We start from the raw sequence: 15,958 nt of genomic DNA, 5'->3' as shown, positions 1-15,958 counted from the left end.
TGCCGAAGGCTGCGATCTTTTGATCTGATTTTTAAAGGCAAGATCAAAAGATCGCAGCCTTCGGCAGCTCCTACGGGGGTCGGGGTCAGCTCTGGAAAGCGCCTACCGGCAAAGCAGCTTGTTGGCTGTGAGGGCCTCTTCGCGAGCAAGCATCGCTCCTACACAGGATCGGTTGTGCACACAAAATTTTGTGTTCGTCGGTGATCCATTGTGGGAGCGAGCCTGCTCGCGAAAGCGGTTTTAGGTGTTGGTCTTCAGCTTGTTCCATAGACGTGTCGTCAGCCGTGCGATGGCGGGCGGCAGGTCTTCCACGGTGAACAGTTTTTCCAACACGCTTTTCGGCGGATAAATTGCCGCGTCCTGCTTCACGTCCTGGGCAACAAACTCATCCGCCGCCAGGTTGGCGTTGGCGTAATGCACGCTGCTGCTGATGTTGGCAATCACCTTGGGCTCAAGCAGGTAGTTCATGTAGGTGTAGCCGTTCTTTTCGTGGGGCGCGCTCTTGGGCATGACCACCATGTCCATCCACAGGGTCGAGCCTTCGTCCGGGATCGAATAGGCGATGTCGATACCGTTCTTGGCTTCCTTGGCGCTGGCGGCGGCCTGGACAATGTCACCGTTGAAACCGATCACCGCGCAGATGTTGCCGTTCGCCAGGTCACTGACGTACTTGGACGTGTGGAAGTACTGAATGTACGGCCGGATCTTCAGCAGCGCCTGCTCGGCTTTCGCGTAATCCGCCGGTTCGTGGCTATGGTGCGGCAACCCGAGGTAATTAAGGGTGATCGGCAGGATCTGCGTCGGGTTATCGATGATCGCCACGCCACACTGGCTCAACTTCTTGATGTTGTTCTCATCAAAAAACAGGCTCCAGGAATGGGTGACATCGGTGTTGCCGAAGATCGCTTTGACTTTCTCGACGTTGTAGCCGATGCCCGCCGTACCCCACATGTAGGGATAGCCGTACTGGTTGCCCGGGTCGTTGACCTCGAGTTTTTTCATCAGCGCCGGGTCGAGGTTTTTCCAGTTCGGTAGTTGGCTTTTATCCAGCTTCTGGATTGCCCCGGCCTTGATCAACCGTGACAAGAAATGGTTCGACGGGCTGACCACGTCGTACCCGGTATTGCCCGTCATCAACTTCGATTCCAGGACTTCGTTACTGTCGTGGATGTCGTAGGTCGCCTTGATCCCGGTTTCCTTGGTGAAACTGGGCAAGGTGTCGTCGGCGATGTAGCCGCTCCAGTTGGAAATATTGACCTGTTCGTCGGCGTAAGTGACCGCCGAAAACGTCGTGAGTAAGACCGCCAGGGAAACAGGATTGAAGCGCATGTTCGATCACCTTCTTTTGAAGAGCTTTTTTTGTGTGTGATAGCCGGTTTTCTAGATTTCTGTTCTGGCCCTGACCGCCTCCACGCGCATGCGCAGCATGGCACCTATATCAAGAAATGGTTTGGGTGGGAGCCAGCCGGGTTGGGCCCTTTGCATCACCGACGCCAACAATGGCGAACTGGCGCCCGAGGCCAGTTCGGCGAGCAAGCGTCCCCAAAGGGTGCCCCGCGCGACGCCCGAACCGTTGCAGCCGGCCACGGCAAACACGCCCTCCTCGACCTTGGCGAAAAACGGTTGCCCGGAACGCGAGGCGCTCAGGTGACCGGTCCAGGTGAATCGAATGTCCTGTTCGGTCAGCCACGGAAACCGGCGCTGCAAACCCAGCGCGTGATGTTTTCTGCGCAGCAGCAGATCACTGTTGGATAAATCCCGGGAGCGGTATTCGGCGGTATTGCGGATCATCACGCGACGATCCGGAGTCAGCCGCACCGTGGCGCCGAGTGGCCGGGTAGACAGCACGCCCCAGGGCTCGACGCTGCCAATCGCTTTGAACTCATCGGCGGTCAACGGTCGTGTGAGGCTGGCGCTGAGCTCCATCGGGAACGTCCCGCTGTCGGCGATCCCCGAACGTGGAATGAAGGCGTTCAGACACACCAGCACCTGTTTCGCCTCGATGCTGCCCTCTATACCTCGGGCACGCACTCGTCCTTGAGCTGAACGTTCCAGCCCGGTGATATCGGTGTTTTCATAGAGGGTGACATTCGGCGGCAGCGCATCGAGCAAGCCCTTCACATACTTGGCCGGTTGCAGCAAGCCGTTGCCGTTGCCGCACCAGATCGCGGCCTGGTAATGCCCGGTGCCGAGTTTTTGCTTGAGTTGTTCACCTTCCAGAAACTGCGCTGAGGCGCCCACGGCGTGCAGCGTTTGCAGCTTGGCTTCGACGTGGGTCAACTTGGCCGGATCGCTCACGGCGAAGAAATAACCGGCATCCCGCAAGTCGCATTCAATGCCGTGTCGGGCAATCCGCTGGCGGACTTCCTCGCTGGCAGCGCGGGAGATCGCGGTATCCACTTCATAACCGGCGAAGCCCGGATGCCCCGAGAGCTCATCCGTGGTCGGATGTTCATGGGCCACGACAAACCCCGAATTGCGTGCCGACGCGCCTTGCGCCGCGCGCTGCCGGTCGACAATCACGATGCGCGCCTGAGGGTGCATTTCGGCAAGTGAATGAGCGGCGCACAGCCCGGTGATACCGGCACCGATGACCAGCCAATCGGCTTTTTGCGTACCGGTCAGGCGATCTCGGACTGGGGCGTTTCCCGCCTGCGCAATCCAGCCACATATATTTTCCATGCATCACCTCATTGACTGTCGTTCGGCGAGCCGCACCTGACGCTACATGCAGTAGGCGCATGAGCCTTTTAAGATGACGGCAGCCAGAGCTAGAATTTATAAGGTCTGTAGTGATACAACCAACGTTATAAAATCATCGGGCTATTCATAAAACGCATGGATAAAATTCGCCACGTCCCTTCTCTTCAGGGCCTTCAGGCTTTGGTGGAGGTCGCTGATTCGGGCAGCTTCACCCAAGCGGCACAAAAGCTCTGCCTGACCCAAAGCGCGGTCAGCCGCAAAATCCAGCAGTTGGAGAGTCACTTCGGTGTGCCGCTGTTCGTCCGCAGCAGCCGCAGCCTGCAACTGACCGTGGAGGGCGAACAGGTGCTGGCCAGTGCGCGCCAGATCCTGGAGCAACTGAAAACCCTGGAGGATCGACTTTCCCCGCAAAAGCGCCCCTTCCGCATCCGCATGCACGTGTCCCTGGCGGTTCGTTGGTTGCTGCCAAAGCTGAGCGACTTCTACATGCGCTACCCGGAGATTTCCCTGTCTATCGAAACCGTGGCCACGGAGATCGTCGAACCGGCCAGCGACAGCGACGCTTACATCCTCTATCTGCCCGAACCGTCGAACGATCCCGCCAGCCTGACCCTGTTCGAGGAATCCCTTGTGCCGGTGTGCGCGCCGGGCCTGGGCCCACTGGATTCGATGGACGATCTTGTACGCTTCGCCCTGCTGCATCGCTCGGCGGACAAGCAGGCATGGATCGATTGGCTGGCGGCCAATGGCGGCAAATCGCTGGAGGATTACCGGCACATCCCCTTCAACCTGGACGAGTTGGCGCTGGATGCGGCGGCACGGGGATTGGGGGTGGCGATGACGGATTTGACCCTGGCCCAAGAGTCACTGGATCGCGGGGTGCTGGTGGTGCCGTTTGGTCAGCCATTGAAGACGCGGGGGATTTATTCGCTGTGCCCACAGCCGTCGGCGGCGACCCATCCGGCGTGTGCGGTGATCATGCAGTGGTTTGCGCAGCAGGCCGGTTAGTCAGATCCTTCTGACCACTGGCCTGGTTTCGTCACGCCCCATCACTTGGTTGTATCGAGAACAATCTTGCCGCGAGCATGCCCGCCCCTGCTCTTTTCGATGGCTGCTTTCACGTCGCTCAAGGCGAAGGTTTCCACGTCGACCGTGAGGCGTCCCTTGTCGAATAACTCGGCAATCAGTGAAAGCTGCTGGCCGTCCGACCGGGTGGCGAAGTGCATGGGATTCACGCCATAGTCGTTGGCGAGGGACATGCTCGGGGCGCTCACCGGCGAGACCAGCATGCCGTTTCGTTTCAGCACCGCAAACGAGCGGTTTTGTGTTTCGCCACCCACCAGGTCCAGCACCACGTCCACACCAGACACCCACTCTTCGAAGGCCAGGGCGGTGTAGTCGAGGGTTTGATCCGCGCCGATACTCTTCAGGTAGGCATGATTGTGCGCAGACGCGGTGGCGATGACTTCAGCGCCCAGGTACTTGGCAATCTGCACCGCCATGCTCCCCACGCCACCAGCGGCGGCGTGGATCAACACCTTCTGCCGCCGCTGCACACCAGCGTGCTCAGTTAGCGCCTGCCATGCCGTCAGGGCGGCCGCCGGGACAGCACTGGCCTGTAGCGCACTCAACGAGCGGGGTTTACGGGCCAGTTTTGAAACAGGGGCAACCGCTTTGCTGGCATAGCCGCCGACGATGTTGATGAAACCGAACACTTCATCGCCGACGTTGAACCCGGTCACTCCCGGCCCCATCGCGACGACTGTACCGGCCACTTCCACACCCGGGGTAAACGGGAGCGGCAGTGGGATAAATGCTTTTTTCGCCCCGGACAGTATCTTCCAATCAATAGGGTTGACCCCGGCACCGGCCACATCGATCAGCACCTCACCTTCCCCCGCAACGGGGTCGGCGATTTCCTCCAGGCGCAACACCTCAGGGGTGCCGTATTCATAAGCGCGTATAGCTTTCAAAGTAGCCTCCATTCTTCAAAGACAGGTGATGTGGGCTGCATGACGCCGCCAATCAGCGGCGACGAGCATCCAGACTGAAACGACCGGCGCCGAAGGCAACCACTTGCAACAGTCCGCCAGCCATGGCGATGTTTTTGAAGAAGTGAATGAACTGGTTTTGATCCGCCAGTGCGCTATGGAACGCCAGGGCGGTGACGACGCTGAACAGCGCCAACACAGAGGCTACGGCGCGAGCGCGGTAGCCGGCGATCAGCGCCAAACCGCCACCGATCTCGACAATAACCGCCAGTGCCAGGGCCACGGTTGGAAACGGCAGCCCTACAGAGCCGATGTAACCGATCATCATGGCCGGGGCAGCCAGTTTCGACACACCCGACAGGATAAATATGGCGCTGAGCAATACACGGCCAATCAGCGATGCCGAAGCTTGGGTGACGTCAGAGCGGCTCTGTTCAGAGGTGGTTGAATGAGCGATGTTTGCAGATTGAGACATGGGATATTTCCTTCAATGTTGCGCGATTCGGAGTGAATCGCTGCAGTGAGGAAATCTTGCGCCAGGCCAGCTAACCTGAATAGCTGACTAATTTAGATCATTAGGTTCGAAAAAACAGGCAAGCTACCTCCCTTAATAAGCAGAGGAGACAACCGTGCAGACCGCTCAGCGACGCGCTCAAGGAAACACCCATGATTTCTGAACCCGGCACACCGACACTCGACCAATTGCGCGTATTCCTGACAGTGGTGGAAGTCGGCAGTTTTGCCGCGGCGGCGAGAAAGCTGCACCGGGCCACGTCGGTCATCAGCTATTCAATCGCCAACCTTGAGATGCAGCTCGGCGTGTCGCTGTTTGACCGCCATACCACGCGCAAACCGCAATTGACCGATGCCGGCCTGACGGTGCTGGCCGAGGCGAGAACCATCACCAACGGCATCCATGGTTTGCGCGCCAAAGTCAAAGGCCTGCTGCAAGGACTCGAAGCCGAGGTTCATCTGGTGCTTGATGTCATGCTCCCTGCCGAACGCGTGGTCGATGCGCTCAAATCATTTCGAGAGGAATTCCCTACGGTCGCACTCCATCTGCATATGGAGGCGCTCGGCGCTGTCACCCAACTGGTGCTGAACGGCGGCGCAGCGGTCGGCGTCAGCGGCCCGATGAATGAAGGGATTGATGGGATTGAAAGAATCGGGGTGGGCAGCGTCGAGTTGATTCCGGTGGCAGCCCCCCATCACCCGCTGGCGTCAACGGACCTGAATGTGCCCGGTGCCGGACGCGAGTCCATCCAATTGGTGTTGTCTGATCGCTCGTTACTGACCAAAGACAAGGATTTCGCCGTGCTCAGTACGCGAACGTGGCGCCTGGCCGATCTGGGAGCAAAACACATGTTGCTGCGTGAAGGCATTGGCTGGGGGAATATGCCGATCACCATGGTCCAGGAAGATTTGGATACCGGTCGGCTGGTGCGCCTGAACCTGTCGGAATACACCAGCGGGATCTATGCCTTCGACGCCATCTATCGCAGTGATCAACCACCGGGGCCCGCCGCAAAGTGGTTGATTGATCGGTTCGTGCAACAAAGCAGCGAGCCCTGAACAGCAGCGGCTACACTTCTCTGGTTTCGCCGAAAAACCTCGTTTCCCGATAAGGAGGTACCCCATGAGCGACCATCCCGAACTCACCCAATTTACTGGCTGGGCTGCTACGGCGGCCGGCGCGCCACTCGAGCGTTTCAGCTACGATCCTGGCCCGCTGGGGGACGAGGAAGTGGAAGTAGCCGTGGAGTATTGCGGTGTCTGCCACTCCGACCAATCGCTGATCGATAACGACTGGGGGATCAGTCAATACCCGTTTATTCCCGGTCATGAAGTGGTCGGCAAAATCGTGCGAGTGGGCCCGCAGGTACGCGGTCTCGAAGTGGGACAGCGGGTGGGGATTGGCTGGTACAAGGGCAGCTGTATGCATTGTTCCTCGTGCATCGGCGGCGCCCATCACCTGTGCGGTACCGCCAAACCCACCATCATCGGCAGCAACGGCGGCTTCGCCGACCGCTTGCGCTCGCACTGGGCCTGGGCTCTGCCGATACCGGACACTCTCGACCCGGCGTTGGCCGGACCGTTGTTCTGTGCCGGCTCGACCGTGTTCAACCCGCTGGTGGAATTCGACGTCAAACCCACCGACCGGGTCGGCGTGGTGGGCATCGGCGGCCTCGGGCATCTGGCCTTGCGCTTCCTCAACGCCTGGGGCTGCGAAGTCACGGCGTTTACCTCATCGTTGAACAAGGCCGACGAAGCCAAACGCCTGGGTGCGCACAATGTGGTCGCCTCGACCGACAGTGATGCGTTGAAAGCCATTGCTGGCACCCTGGATTTCCTGCTGGTCACCGCCAACGCCAACCTCGACTGGACAGCCATGCTCGGCACCTTGCGCGGCAAGGGTCGCCTGCATTTTGTGGGCGTCGTGCCCAACGCCATTCCAGTTCACGTGTTTGACCTGATTCCCCAGCAAAAAACCTTGTCCGCCTCGCCGGTCGGTTCGCCCGGTACCACGGCGACCATGCTGCAATTCTGCGCCCGGCATCAGATCCTGCCGCAGGTAGAAATGTTTGCGATGAGCCAGGTCAACGAAGCCATCGATCACCTGCGCAGTGGCAAGGCGCGCTACCGCGTGGTGCTGGATGCCAGTAAATAACCAAGTGCACACGCTAATGCCAGTCAGTTAAGCGGTGGGGTTAGCGCAGAGCCATTTGTGGCGAGGGAGCTTGCTCCCGCTGGGCTGTGAAACGGCCCACTTCTCTACCTGAAAAGAAGGGGACTGCTGCGCAGTCCAACGGGAGCAAGCTCCCTCGCCACAGGTTCGGCGACGTTCGGCTGATCGGCCTTCGGTTCACACTCAGCGCTGGCCGACAAATTGACCAGCACTTATGGCGTCAGCGTCCAGAGCCTGGTCGCGGATCTCGAGAAAGAGGCGGATGTCGCCAAGGTGGAACAGGTCCTGAGCAGCGATGCCAGCGTGCAACTGCTGGTCAATAATGCAGGCCTTGCAAAGTTGCGCCCGCTGGCGGACTCGTCCATTGATGACTCCATGACCCAGGTGTCGAAGGCGCCTCCGGCGTGCCACTGTCAGCCCTCGGAAAAGACACCGTGATGAGCGCTGAAAACTGCGTCGACGCCGCACTCGCCGGCCTGGACAACGGCGAAGCAATCACCTGGCCTTCGGTCGAGGATCAGCGCCTGTGGGACGAATACGCCACCGCCAGCGCTGCACTTTTCGCCGCGACGCAAACCGGCACTCCGGCTTCTTGTTACCGTGTTGCGTAACGAGTCAAGACCGTGAGTTGACTGCGCGCTATGCCAACGATAAGTCCAAGCGGTTCTGGAATTCAGAGCCGCTTTTTTATTTCCTGCTCAATCCCTGAGGCAAAAAAAACCCCGCGATCCAACCGGACGCGGGGCAAAAAATTGGTTGGTTGCGGCCAACCAAAGGAGCATCGTTAAAAGCGTAGACCGGTTACAGGCATTCCTGCGCGGCACGTTCGAAGCTTGAAGGTATGAAGCTCGACGCCAACAAGTGGCGCTCATACACAAACACCTTGCCGCCGCTCGGTGTCTTGTAGGCTTCCAGCACGTTGTTCGCCGTGACTTTGCTCGGCACCACGATCCGGTAGCTGCGCTGGGTTTGCGAGACCGTCGGGGCCAGTGCGTTGCCTTGAAGTTTGGGCACGATGCAATCAGCATATTCGGCAGGTGTTTTTTTCGTCTGCAGGGTCAGCGTCGGGTCATTAGGCGCGGAGGCGCAACCGGCTAGCAGCAGCGTCATGACAGCCAGTTGGCTCAGTGTCTTCATCGCACATGTTCCTTGAGCAACGTTTTCGATGGAGGCGATTTTCGACGTTTGCCCGGCAAAGCAGAACTTGTGATTCTTGATTGTCACTATTGCTTGAACCAATAGTTGCGCCGCGTGCAGACTGCTTGCCAGCCCGACTACAACTAAAAGGATTTCCCCGTGCGCACTTTTGACCTGATCCGCGATGCCGTCCTGCCCGAGTTCCGTGACCGGGTGGCTGAATACCTGGTCGAGTACGAAACCGTGCTCAGTGAAAACGCCGCCGATTCGGATCGAGTGCGCACCACGGCCCATCAGTTACGCGGCTATTTACGCGGCTTGAACACCACGCGGGTGTTGGGGATGGCGGATTGGGAAGAGCTGGATCGGCGCGTGGTGGGGACGTGGCTGACGCAGCCTGATCAGCTATAAGCTTTGACAATGCAGAACAAAAAAGGGGACAGATCATTCGATCTGTCCCCTTTTCTATAAGGAATATGGCAGGGGCGGCTGGATTTGAACCAACGCATGGCAGGATCAAAACCTGCTGCCTTACCGCTTGGCGACGCCCCTGCAAGAGCGGGCGGAAATTTATCAACTTTCCCGCCTCCTGGGAAGCCCCCTCTCAAGATTAATTTGTTTTAAAACAGCCACTTGTTGCTAGACGAACGGCTGATGACTGGTCACGCAGTGGATACCGCCGCCACCGGCAGAGACGGCATCGATGTTGAGCTGCACCACTTCGCGGTCCGGGTAGAGCTCGGACAACAGCTCAAAAGCCTTGGCATCCGCCGCTTTGTCACCAAACTCAGGCGCAATGATCGCCCCGTTGATCACAAAGTAATTGATGTAGCCGGCCGCAAAATCCGGGTTGTTGCGGTTGAACTTGCTCTGGCGCGGATTGAGCGGCGGCGACACGGTGTGCACCTGGAGTTTTCGGCCGTCGGCGTCCGTGGCAGTTTTCAGAATTTCCAGGTGCGCTCGGGTGACCTTGTAATCGTATGACTGGGGATCGTTATCGAGGTTAGCGATCACCACACCTGGCTTGATGAAGCGCGCATAGAAATCAACGTGGGCATCGGTGATGTCCTTGCCCTTGATCCCCGGCAGCCAGATGATTTTGCGCAAACCCAGGCGTGCTTTCAGTTCTTGCTCGACCTCGGCTTTGCTCCAGTCGCGGTTGCGGTTGCTGTTGATCCAGCTGCTTTCGGTCATGATTCCGGTACCGTGGCCGTCCACTTCGATCGCACCGCCCTCGCCCACCAGTTCGCTGCGCAGATAATCGGCCTCTGCATTGTTGGCGACCAACGCCGCCAATTTCGCATCCTTGCGATGCTGCTGTTTGTTGCCCCAGCCGTTAAAGTTGAAGTCCACGGCGCCCAATTCGCCTTGCCCATCGACGACAAAGTTGGCGCCGATGTCGCGCATCCAGATGTCGTCGAGTTCAGTGATGACGTAGGTGATGTTGGTGGTGCCGCAATGTTCTTCAGCCAGATCCCGTTCGCGCTGGCGACAGAACACGGTCACCGGTTCATAACGGGCGATGGTGCGGGCGATCAGGCCAATGGCGGCTTGCACATCGGCGGTGAAATCCTCCCAAATGGCTTCCTGCGCGCCAAACGCGATGAAGGCCCGCTGGTGTTTATCGCCCTCATCCGGCATGTGCCAGATACCCGAGGTAGCCGCTTGCAGGAACGACGGCGTCAGGCCCATGGACACGGCGGCACCCAGACTGGCAACCACCGAAACCTGCTTGATGAACTCACGACGCGTCGACATGTGTTGCTCCCTTTTTGAAGTCATTTCGCGGTGGCCGTTTTGAACTTGGTCCAGGTGCGCATCCGCGCGCGCATATCGGACTGGGGAATGTCCTTGCCGGGAATCAGCCGCGCATAGGTGGCCTCGTCGAGGTAGATATCCGGGTTGTTGCGCATCGCCGCATCGCCGCATCGACGCTCGGGCGCGCTTTGGCGTTGGAAGTCGGATAGCCGGTGAAGTTACTGATGGCGGCCATGTTCTCCGGGCGCATGACGAAGTTGATAAACGCATAGGCGTACTCCGGATGTTTAGCGTCGACCGGAATCGCCATGGTGTCCATCCACACCGTGGTGCCTTCGCGGGGAATGCGGTACTGGAAGGAAGTGTTCTTGCCGGCGCTGTCCGAGGTGCGTTGCGCCTGAGTCATGTCACCGCTGTAGCCGAGGGACAGGCACAGATTGCCGTTCACAAGGTCGGTCACCGGTTGCGACTGGAACTTGCGAATGTACGGTCGCAATTTCATCAGCAGGTCGCTCGCCGCGGCCAGGTCTTGCGGCTTGGCGCTGCGCGGATCGCGACCGAGGTAATTGAGCACCACCGCCAGCACTTCGTCGGGCGAGTCGATCATCGAGATGCCGCAGTCGGCGAATTTGGCCGCCAGTTCCGGCTTGAACAGCATGTCGAGGCTGTTGACCGGCGCATCCGCCAGACGCTGCTTGATCTGCTCGGCGTTGTAGGTCAGGCCGATGGTGCCCCAGGTGTAGGGCACGGTGGCTTTGCCTGAGTACTCGTAATGGCTGCGCAGTTTCTGCAAGCCGGGTTCGACGTCGCCCACAGCGGTGAGTTTGGATTGATCCAGTGGCAGCAAACTGCCGGCGCGCATCAGGCGCTCGGATACCGTGTCGCCCGGGAAAATCAGGTCATAGCCACTGCCGCCGGCGAGCATTTTCGCTTCCAGGGTTTCGCTGCCATCCATGACGTCGTAGATCACTTTGATCCCGGTTTCGGCGGTGAATTTGCTCAGAGTGTCTTCGGCAAAATAATCGGCCCAGTTGTACAGCCGCAGGGTTTTCTCTTCGGCGTGCAGTGATGGCGTGGCACACGCCAGCGTCAGGGCAGCGAGCAGCAGTTGGTTGGCGATGCGCATGATCAAACCCCTTGAGTGGCCCAGCGAGAATGGAGGTGACGGCCGTCCTGGCTCAGCAACGCGCCGTACATGTCCGGGCGGCGATCGCGGTAGATGCCCCAGCTCAGGCGTTCTTCGCGCATCAGCGACAAGTCCAGGCTGTGCACCAGTACGCCGGTGCTGTCGCGGTCGGCCTCGGCGAGTAATTTGCCCTTGTGGTTGCAGATAAACGACGAGCCGTAAAAGCTCATCTGCAAGGTCGGATCGGTAGTCGCTACTTCGCGGCCGACGCGATTCGACGCCACCACCGGCAGGAGATTGGCCGCCGCATGCCCGCGCATGGTCATTTGCCAATGGTCGCGCGAATCCAGCGCTGCACAGCCCGGTTCAGAGCCGATAGCCGTGGGAAACAGCAACACTTCCGCCCCCATCAACGCCAGGCAGCGGGCGGTTTCGGGGAACCATTGATCCCAGCAGATCCCCACGCCGATGCGTCCGAACGCCGTGTCCCAGACCTGGAAACCGGTATCGCCGGGGCTGAAGTATTCCTTCTCCTGATAACCAATGGCGTTGGGGATGTGGGTCTTGCGATACACCCCCAGCAAGCGCCCGTCCGCATCGGCCACGCTCAGGGAGTTGAAGTAGGCGTTGCCGGCCTTCTCGAACCAGCTCAGCGGCAGCACCACCCCCAACTCCTTGGCCAATGCGGCAAAGCGCTTGAGCACGTGGCTGTCCCGATATTCTTCGGCCAGCGCCAAGTGTTTGTGGCTTTGCTCGATGCAGAAATACGGCGTGGCAAACAGCTCCTGCAACAGGATGATCTGGGCGCCTTTGGCTGCCGCCTCACGCACAAGCTGCTCGGCCTGATCGAGGTTGTGTTGCAGGTCCCAGGTGCATGGCATCTGGGTAGTCGCAATCGTCAACAGGGTCATGATCTCAACCCTCCACCGGCCAGGCAGGCTGCTGCTGGGTGATGCAATGCACCCCGCCGCCGCCATGGGCCAGGTGATTGATCCGCACCGGCACCACTTCGCGGCCCGGGAACGCTTGAGCCAATACTTCCGCCGCCGCGTTGTCGGCCTCGATGCCGTAGGCCGGCATGATGATCGCGCCATTGGCGATGTAGAAGTTGGTGTAGGAGGCACAGAACACTTCGGCTTCGGTGTCCACGGCATCGGTGGCTTCGTACAACTCGATCAGCTCGAACTTGCGGCCCTGGGCGTCGGTGGCCAGTTCCAGGGCGCGGCGGTTTTCGCGAGCGACTTCGGCATACACCGACTGTTTGTCGTGGGTCGCGTCCACCAACAACACACCGGGACGGGCGAAGGCGCAGACGCCATCGACGTGGCCGTCAGTCATGTCGCCGGTCACGTAATCCGGATCGCCCGGCAGCCAGATGGTTTTCTTCACGCCCAGCAGACGAGTGAAGATCTCTTCCATCTCGGCTTTGCTGATGTCCGGATTGCGATTGGCGTTGAGCAACACCGATTCGGTGGTGATCAGCGTGCCCTCGCCATCGACATGAATCGCCCCGCCTTCGTTGCTCAACGGTGTGCCGAAGCACGCCACGCCCAAGTGATTGAGCGCACGGCGCGCCAGGCTTTCATCCAGGTCGTGGGCCGATTTGCCGCCCCAGGCGTTGAAGCGCCAGCTCACTCCGGCCAGGCCTTGTTGTGGGTGGCAGACGAAGCTCGGGCCGGAGTCACGGCACCAACTGTCGTTCACCGCCAACGGAATCAGTTCGATGTTGGGACCGCACAGCGCTTTGGCACTGGCGACAGCCGAAGGATCAACCACCATTTTCACTGGTTCAAAACGGGCGATGGCATTGGCCACGCGAGCGAAATCCTCTTGCACCAGCGGCAAGGTGACGCGCCAACCCGATTCCCACAGTGCCTGATTGTGTGGCCAGACCATCCAGGTCGCAGCGTGCCGAACCCACTCTGCCGGCATCATCCAGCCACTGTTTTGAATTTGGTTGTTCTGCATGACAAGCACCTTTTAGTTAAGTCATTGTGTTCAATGAAAACCGCCTCGATGGGCTTGGCATGCATGCTACGGCTGTAAAATCGGGTGAACAAACGATGGATTTAGTGGAAAACTGATTAGAGGAACTTATCAATATGCTCAAGCACTGGCCCCCGCTCAGCACCCTTCGCGGCTTTGAAGCCGCCGCGCGACTGGGCAGTTTTCACAAGGCCGCCGCCGAACTGAACCTGACCCAATCGGCCATCAGTCAGCAGATCCGCAGCCTTGAGGCGTACCTTGAGCAACCGCTGTTTTTCCGCAGTGGCCGCAGCGTCAGCCTGACCGATGCCGGTCACGACCTGCTCAGCACCACCCAGGCGCTGTTGCAACAATTGGCCGTCGGCATTCGTCGTCTCGGCCAATATCAGAAACCCAATCAACTGGTGCTCAACACCACGCCGGCGTTCGCCCGTCACTGGCTGCTGCCGCGCCTGGGGGATTTCCGTCACCAGCATCCGGAGGTTGATCTGTGGATCTACAGCACCGATGAAGTCCCGGACATGACCACCCAGACCATCGACATCGCGGTGCGCGACGACATCAGTTCCCAGGCCGAATGCAGCTTCAAAGTGCTGCACGCTGACCGCCTCTATCCGGCGTGTCACCCAAGCGTGTTGGCGTTGCCATCCGCACAACGCACCACGCTGCACGGCGAACGGGAAATGGATTGGAGTCACTGGGCGGTGGAGGCTGGCATCGATGTCGGCCAGCAGGATCAGGGGCTGAACTTCTCCGATCCCGGCCTGTTGCTGGACGCAGCGTGTGCAGGATTGGGCATCGCGTTGGTCAGCGAACTGTTGAGCTGCCAGGCCCGTACCAATGGCTCGTTGCAACCCTTGGTGGAGCAAACCATTCGCGGCCCGAACTGGGCGCTGTTGACCCATCGTGACAGTGAAAGCAATGCACGAAGCTTCAGCGAGTGGCTGCTGAGTCAGCTGGAGGCGGCATAACGGTTCTATTCATGCGGATTCTGGCAACAGTGTTTGTCCAGTGGCCCGCTGTTTGGGGCAAAGCCAAACACCTAGCATCGCCTCTACCCGCTGAGCAACTAGCTCGCGAGGTAAAACAACTAACCTTGAATGAGACGGTGAACATCATGAAACTTTCAGGCATTGCGCTGTTTTTTGCTCTTTTCGGTGTCGGCGCACACGCATTGGCAGACGAGGCTAATTCAACGAACGCGACCGGCAATACCGCGGTTGAAAGTTACGCTTACGGCATGAATCTGGACATCAAGAAAGTCATTGCGATTACCGATACCGGGGATCAGTGCGGACCGGTCCCGGCACAGATGACCTATGAAGACTCTCAGGGCCAACAACACGTTCTGCAGTATCAAGTGATGGGCACTGGCTGTTCAAACGGTTGAGGACCGTGCAGAAGATGGAGGGTCGACACTCCATACCTGCGGCGCCGGCGACGATCACCTTTTCGATGAGCCGACGACTTTTGCATCCGCGGCCAACATGCCCGGAATGTAGTCTTTAAGAAACTCCACCCATGTCCTTATCTTCGCGTCCACGAACTTGCGTGACGGGTAGATCGCAAACAGATTCAACTCTTCCAGATGGTACTCCGGCAGTACGCGCACTAACGTGCCGGCTCTCAGGCCATCGACCGCCGAGGCAATCGGCTGAATCCCAATCCCCATCCCGCTGAGTATGGCCACCGTCATGGCGTCGGCCGTGTTGACATGAATGGGAGACTCGGGAATGGTCACCGTCGCCACGCCTTCCGGCCCCTCGAATGCCCAGTTTTCAACCGGCATTACCGTGTTAACAATCCGCAAGCAATCATGTGAGACCAACGCATCCGGCGAATCGGGACTTGCGCGTTTTTTCAGGTACGCGGGCGACGCGCAAAGAATGCTGAACGTGATGCCGAGCCGCTGCGCGACGAAACCTGAGTCGGGCAAATCCCGCGCCAGGACAATCGACATGTCATAGCCCTCCTCCAGCATATCCGGCAGCCGATTGGTCAGGGTCAAATCGAACATGACCGAGGGATGCGTCTCGCGATACTTGGCAATGGCATCGATCACGTAATGATTACCGATGGCGGCCATCGCATGAATCTTCAGCCGGCCAGCGGGCATGACCTGAGCGGTGCCCGCCTCTTCGTCGGCCTCACGCACCTCATCCAGAATTTTCTCGCAGCGCTGCAAATAACGTTGGCCGGCTTCGGTCAAGGCCAGGCGTCGGGTGGTGCGGTTGATCAGGCGTGTTTGCAGCCGGGCTTCCAGGCTGGAAACCGCTTTGGACACGTTGGTTGTGGTGGTGTCCAGCAGGTCCGCCGCCGCCGTGAAGCTGCCGCTTTGCGCGACGGCGATGAAGACCCGCATGGTTTGGAAAACGTCCATCAATGGCACCTCAATAGCCCGGAAAAAAATCATGGTGGACACAATACCTGTGGCGAGGGGGCTTGCCCCCGCTGGGCTGCGAAGCGGCCCCAAAACCTGCAACCGAAGTGTGTCAGGGACACCGAGTGCAATGGTTTGCGACTGCTTCGCAGCCGAACGGGGGCAAGCCCCCTCGCCACAGGGTAAGTGTC

General features: G+C 59.2%; 17 protein-coding genes, 1 tRNA gene and 1 pseudogene. 8 read left to right on the top strand and 11 right to left on the bottom strand.

Annotated features, from left to right (window positions below):
* Positions 1-240 precede the first annotated feature (240 nt).
* Both ACWIKB_RS22115 and ACWIKB_RS22110 read right to left on the bottom strand, forming a co-directional pair.
* Positions 241-1,329, bottom strand: coding sequence for a polyamine ABC transporter substrate-binding protein (locus tag ACWIKB_RS22115; protein WP_475269391.1), 1,089 nt, complete (start codon positions 1,327-1,329; stop codon positions 241-243).
* Positions 1,330-1,380: 51 nt separating this feature from the next.
* Complete coding sequence (locus tag ACWIKB_RS22110; RefSeq protein ID WP_475269389.1) at positions 1,381-2,682, bottom strand: NAD(P)/FAD-dependent oxidoreductase; 1,302 nt, start codon at positions 2,680-2,682, stop codon at positions 1,381-1,383.
* Between the two features lie 156 nt (positions 2,683-2,838).
* Between ACWIKB_RS22110 and ACWIKB_RS22105 the strand changes: the two genes are divergently transcribed.
* Entirely contained in the window at positions 2,839-3,711 is an 873-nt protein-coding gene (locus tag ACWIKB_RS22105) for a LysR family transcriptional regulator (protein ID WP_475269388.1), read from the top strand.
* 41 nt (positions 3,712-3,752) lie between these two features.
* Here ACWIKB_RS22105 and ACWIKB_RS22100 read toward each other — a convergent pair whose 3' ends face one another.
* Both ACWIKB_RS22100 and ACWIKB_RS22095 read right to left on the bottom strand, forming a co-directional pair.
* On the bottom strand, positions 3,753-4,676 hold the full coding sequence (locus tag ACWIKB_RS22100) for an NADP-dependent oxidoreductase (RefSeq protein ID WP_475269387.1): 924 nt from the start codon (positions 4,674-4,676) through the stop codon (positions 3,753-3,755).
* Between the two features lie 52 nt (positions 4,677-4,728).
* Positions 4,729-5,169: a DoxX family protein gene (locus ACWIKB_RS22095; RefSeq protein ID WP_475269386.1), complete on the bottom strand. Its 441-nt coding sequence runs from the start codon at positions 5,167-5,169 to the stop codon at positions 4,729-4,731.
* Positions 5,170-5,360: 191 nt separating this feature from the next.
* Here ACWIKB_RS22095 and ACWIKB_RS22090 point away from each other — a divergent pair, with 191 nt between their 5' ends.
* The 4 genes from ACWIKB_RS22090 (at position 5,361) to ACWIKB_RS22075 (ending at position 7,991) form a co-directional block, all read left to right on the top strand.
* Positions 5,361-6,266 (top strand): LysR family transcriptional regulator, encoded by a 906-nt coding sequence (locus tag ACWIKB_RS22090; protein ID WP_475269385.1) that lies wholly within the window; start codon positions 5,361-5,363, stop codon positions 6,264-6,266.
* A gap of 64 nt (positions 6,267-6,330) precedes the next feature.
* A complete protein-coding gene (gene ahr, locus ACWIKB_RS22085) occupies positions 6,331-7,362 on the top strand; it encodes an NADPH-dependent aldehyde reductase Ahr (RefSeq protein WP_475269384.1) in 1,032 nt (343 codons plus the stop codon).
* Positions 7,363-7,581: 219 nt separating this feature from the next.
* On the top strand, positions 7,582-7,818 hold the full coding sequence (locus ACWIKB_RS22080) for a hypothetical protein (RefSeq protein WP_475269383.1): 237 nt from the start codon (positions 7,582-7,584) through the stop codon (positions 7,816-7,818).
* Positions 7,818-7,991: a hypothetical protein gene (locus ACWIKB_RS22075; protein ID WP_475269382.1), complete on the top strand. Its 174-nt coding sequence runs from the start codon at positions 7,818-7,820 to the stop codon at positions 7,989-7,991. The genes ACWIKB_RS22080 and ACWIKB_RS22075 overlap by 1 nt, the downstream gene beginning before the upstream one ends.
* Before the next feature lie 190 nt (positions 7,992-8,181).
* Here ACWIKB_RS22075 and ACWIKB_RS22070 read toward each other — a convergent pair whose 3' ends face one another.
* The gene (locus ACWIKB_RS22070) at positions 8,182-8,517 is read right to left on the bottom strand and encodes a hypothetical protein (protein WP_475269381.1); all 336 of its coding nucleotides are present in this window, start codon (positions 8,515-8,517) and stop codon (positions 8,182-8,184) included.
* Positions 8,518-8,676: 159 nt separating this feature from the next.
* Between ACWIKB_RS22070 and ACWIKB_RS22065 the strand changes: the two genes are divergently transcribed.
* Positions 8,677-8,928, top strand: coding sequence for a hypothetical protein (locus ACWIKB_RS22065; RefSeq protein WP_475269379.1), 252 nt, complete (start codon positions 8,677-8,679; stop codon positions 8,926-8,928).
* A gap of 66 nt (positions 8,929-8,994) precedes the next feature.
* Here ACWIKB_RS22065 and ACWIKB_RS22060 read toward each other — a convergent pair.
* The 5 genes and pseudogenes from ACWIKB_RS22060 to ACWIKB_RS22040 form a co-directional block, all read right to left on the bottom strand.
* Positions 8,995-9,069, bottom strand: a tRNA-Gln gene (locus tag ACWIKB_RS22060).
* Between the two features lie 87 nt (positions 9,070-9,156).
* Complete coding sequence (locus ACWIKB_RS22055; protein ID WP_475269377.1) at positions 9,157-10,275, bottom strand: agmatine deiminase family protein; 1,119 nt, start codon at positions 10,273-10,275, stop codon at positions 9,157-9,159.
* 20 nt (positions 10,276-10,295) lie between these two features.
* A pseudogene (locus ACWIKB_RS22050) lies at positions 10,296-11,401 on the bottom strand (extracellular solute-binding protein).
* A 2-nt stretch (positions 11,402-11,403) separates the two neighbouring features.
* Positions 11,404-12,312 carry an N-carbamoylputrescine amidase gene (aguB, locus tag ACWIKB_RS22045; protein ID WP_475269376.1) on the bottom strand — a complete coding sequence of 303 codons (909 nt, stop codon included), beginning with the start codon at positions 12,310-12,312 and terminating at the stop codon, positions 11,404-11,406.
* Positions 12,313-12,316: 4 nt separating this feature from the next.
* Positions 12,317-13,369 (bottom strand): agmatine deiminase family protein, encoded by a 1,053-nt coding sequence (locus ACWIKB_RS22040; RefSeq protein WP_475269374.1) that lies wholly within the window; start codon positions 13,367-13,369, stop codon positions 12,317-12,319.
* A gap of 134 nt (positions 13,370-13,503) precedes the next feature.
* On the opposite strand from ACWIKB_RS22040, the gene ACWIKB_RS22035 reads away from it, so the two are divergent.
* The gene (locus ACWIKB_RS22035) at positions 13,504-14,358 is read left to right on the top strand and encodes a LysR family transcriptional regulator (RefSeq protein WP_475269373.1); all 855 of its coding nucleotides are present in this window, start codon (positions 13,504-13,506) and stop codon (positions 14,356-14,358) included.
* 146 nt (positions 14,359-14,504) lie between these two features.
* Entirely contained in the window at positions 14,505-14,777 is a 273-nt protein-coding gene (locus ACWIKB_RS22030; protein WP_475269372.1) for a DUF2790 domain-containing protein, read from the top strand.
* A 54-nt stretch (positions 14,778-14,831) separates the two neighbouring features.
* On the opposite strand, the gene ACWIKB_RS22025 is transcribed toward ACWIKB_RS22030, so the two are convergent.
* The gene (locus ACWIKB_RS22025; protein ID WP_475269371.1) at positions 14,832-15,767 is read right to left on the bottom strand and encodes a LysR family transcriptional regulator; all 936 of its coding nucleotides are present in this window, start codon (positions 15,765-15,767) and stop codon (positions 14,832-14,834) included.
* Positions 15,768-15,958: the final 191 nt, after the last annotated feature.

It is taken from the genome of Pseudomonas sp. 5Vm1k, assembly GCF_056161485.1.
This window is presented reverse-complemented; position numbering and strand designations above follow the sequence as displayed.

Coding starts and splice junctions, on each gene's coding strand:
- ahr (WP_475269384.1), top strand. CDS start 6,331: ATGAGCGACCATCCCGAACTCACCCAATTTACTGGCTGGGCTGCTACG.
- ACWIKB_RS22090 (WP_475269385.1), top strand. CDS start 5,361: ATGATTTCTGAACCCGGCACACCGACACTCGACCAATTGCGCGTATTC.
- ACWIKB_RS22055 (WP_475269377.1), bottom strand. CDS start 10,275: ATGTCGACGCGTCGTGAGTTCATCAAGCAGGTTTCGGTGGTTGCCAGT.
- ACWIKB_RS22035 (WP_475269373.1), top strand. CDS start 13,504: ATGCTCAAGCACTGGCCCCCGCTCAGCACCCTTCGCGGCTTTGAAGCC.
- ACWIKB_RS22040 (WP_475269374.1), bottom strand. CDS start 13,369: ATGCAGAACAACCAAATTCAAAACAGTGGCTGGATGATGCCGGCAGAG.
- ACWIKB_RS22030 (WP_475269372.1), top strand. CDS start 14,505: ATGAAACTTTCAGGCATTGCGCTGTTTTTTGCTCTTTTCGGTGTCGGC.
- ACWIKB_RS22075 (WP_475269382.1), top strand. CDS start 7,818: ATGAGCGCTGAAAACTGCGTCGACGCCGCACTCGCCGGCCTGGACAAC.
- ACWIKB_RS22025 (WP_475269371.1), bottom strand. CDS start 15,767: ATGGACGTTTTCCAAACCATGCGGGTCTTCATCGCCGTCGCGCAAAGC.
- ACWIKB_RS22070 (WP_475269381.1), bottom strand. CDS start 8,517: ATGAAGACACTGAGCCAACTGGCTGTCATGACGCTGCTGCTAGCCGGT.
- ACWIKB_RS22110 (WP_475269389.1), bottom strand. CDS start 2,682: ATGGAAAATATATGTGGCTGGATTGCGCAGGCGGGAAACGCCCCAGTC.
- ACWIKB_RS22095 (WP_475269386.1), bottom strand. CDS start 5,169: ATGTCTCAATCTGCAAACATCGCTCATTCAACCACCTCTGAACAGAGC.
- aguB (WP_475269376.1), bottom strand. CDS start 12,312: ATGACCCTGTTGACGATTGCGACTACCCAGATGCCATGCACCTGGGAC.
- ACWIKB_RS22105 (WP_475269388.1), top strand. CDS start 2,839: ATGGATAAAATTCGCCACGTCCCTTCTCTTCAGGGCCTTCAGGCTTTG.
- ACWIKB_RS22115 (WP_475269391.1), bottom strand. CDS start 1,329: ATGCGCTTCAATCCTGTTTCCCTGGCGGTCTTACTCACGACGTTTTCG.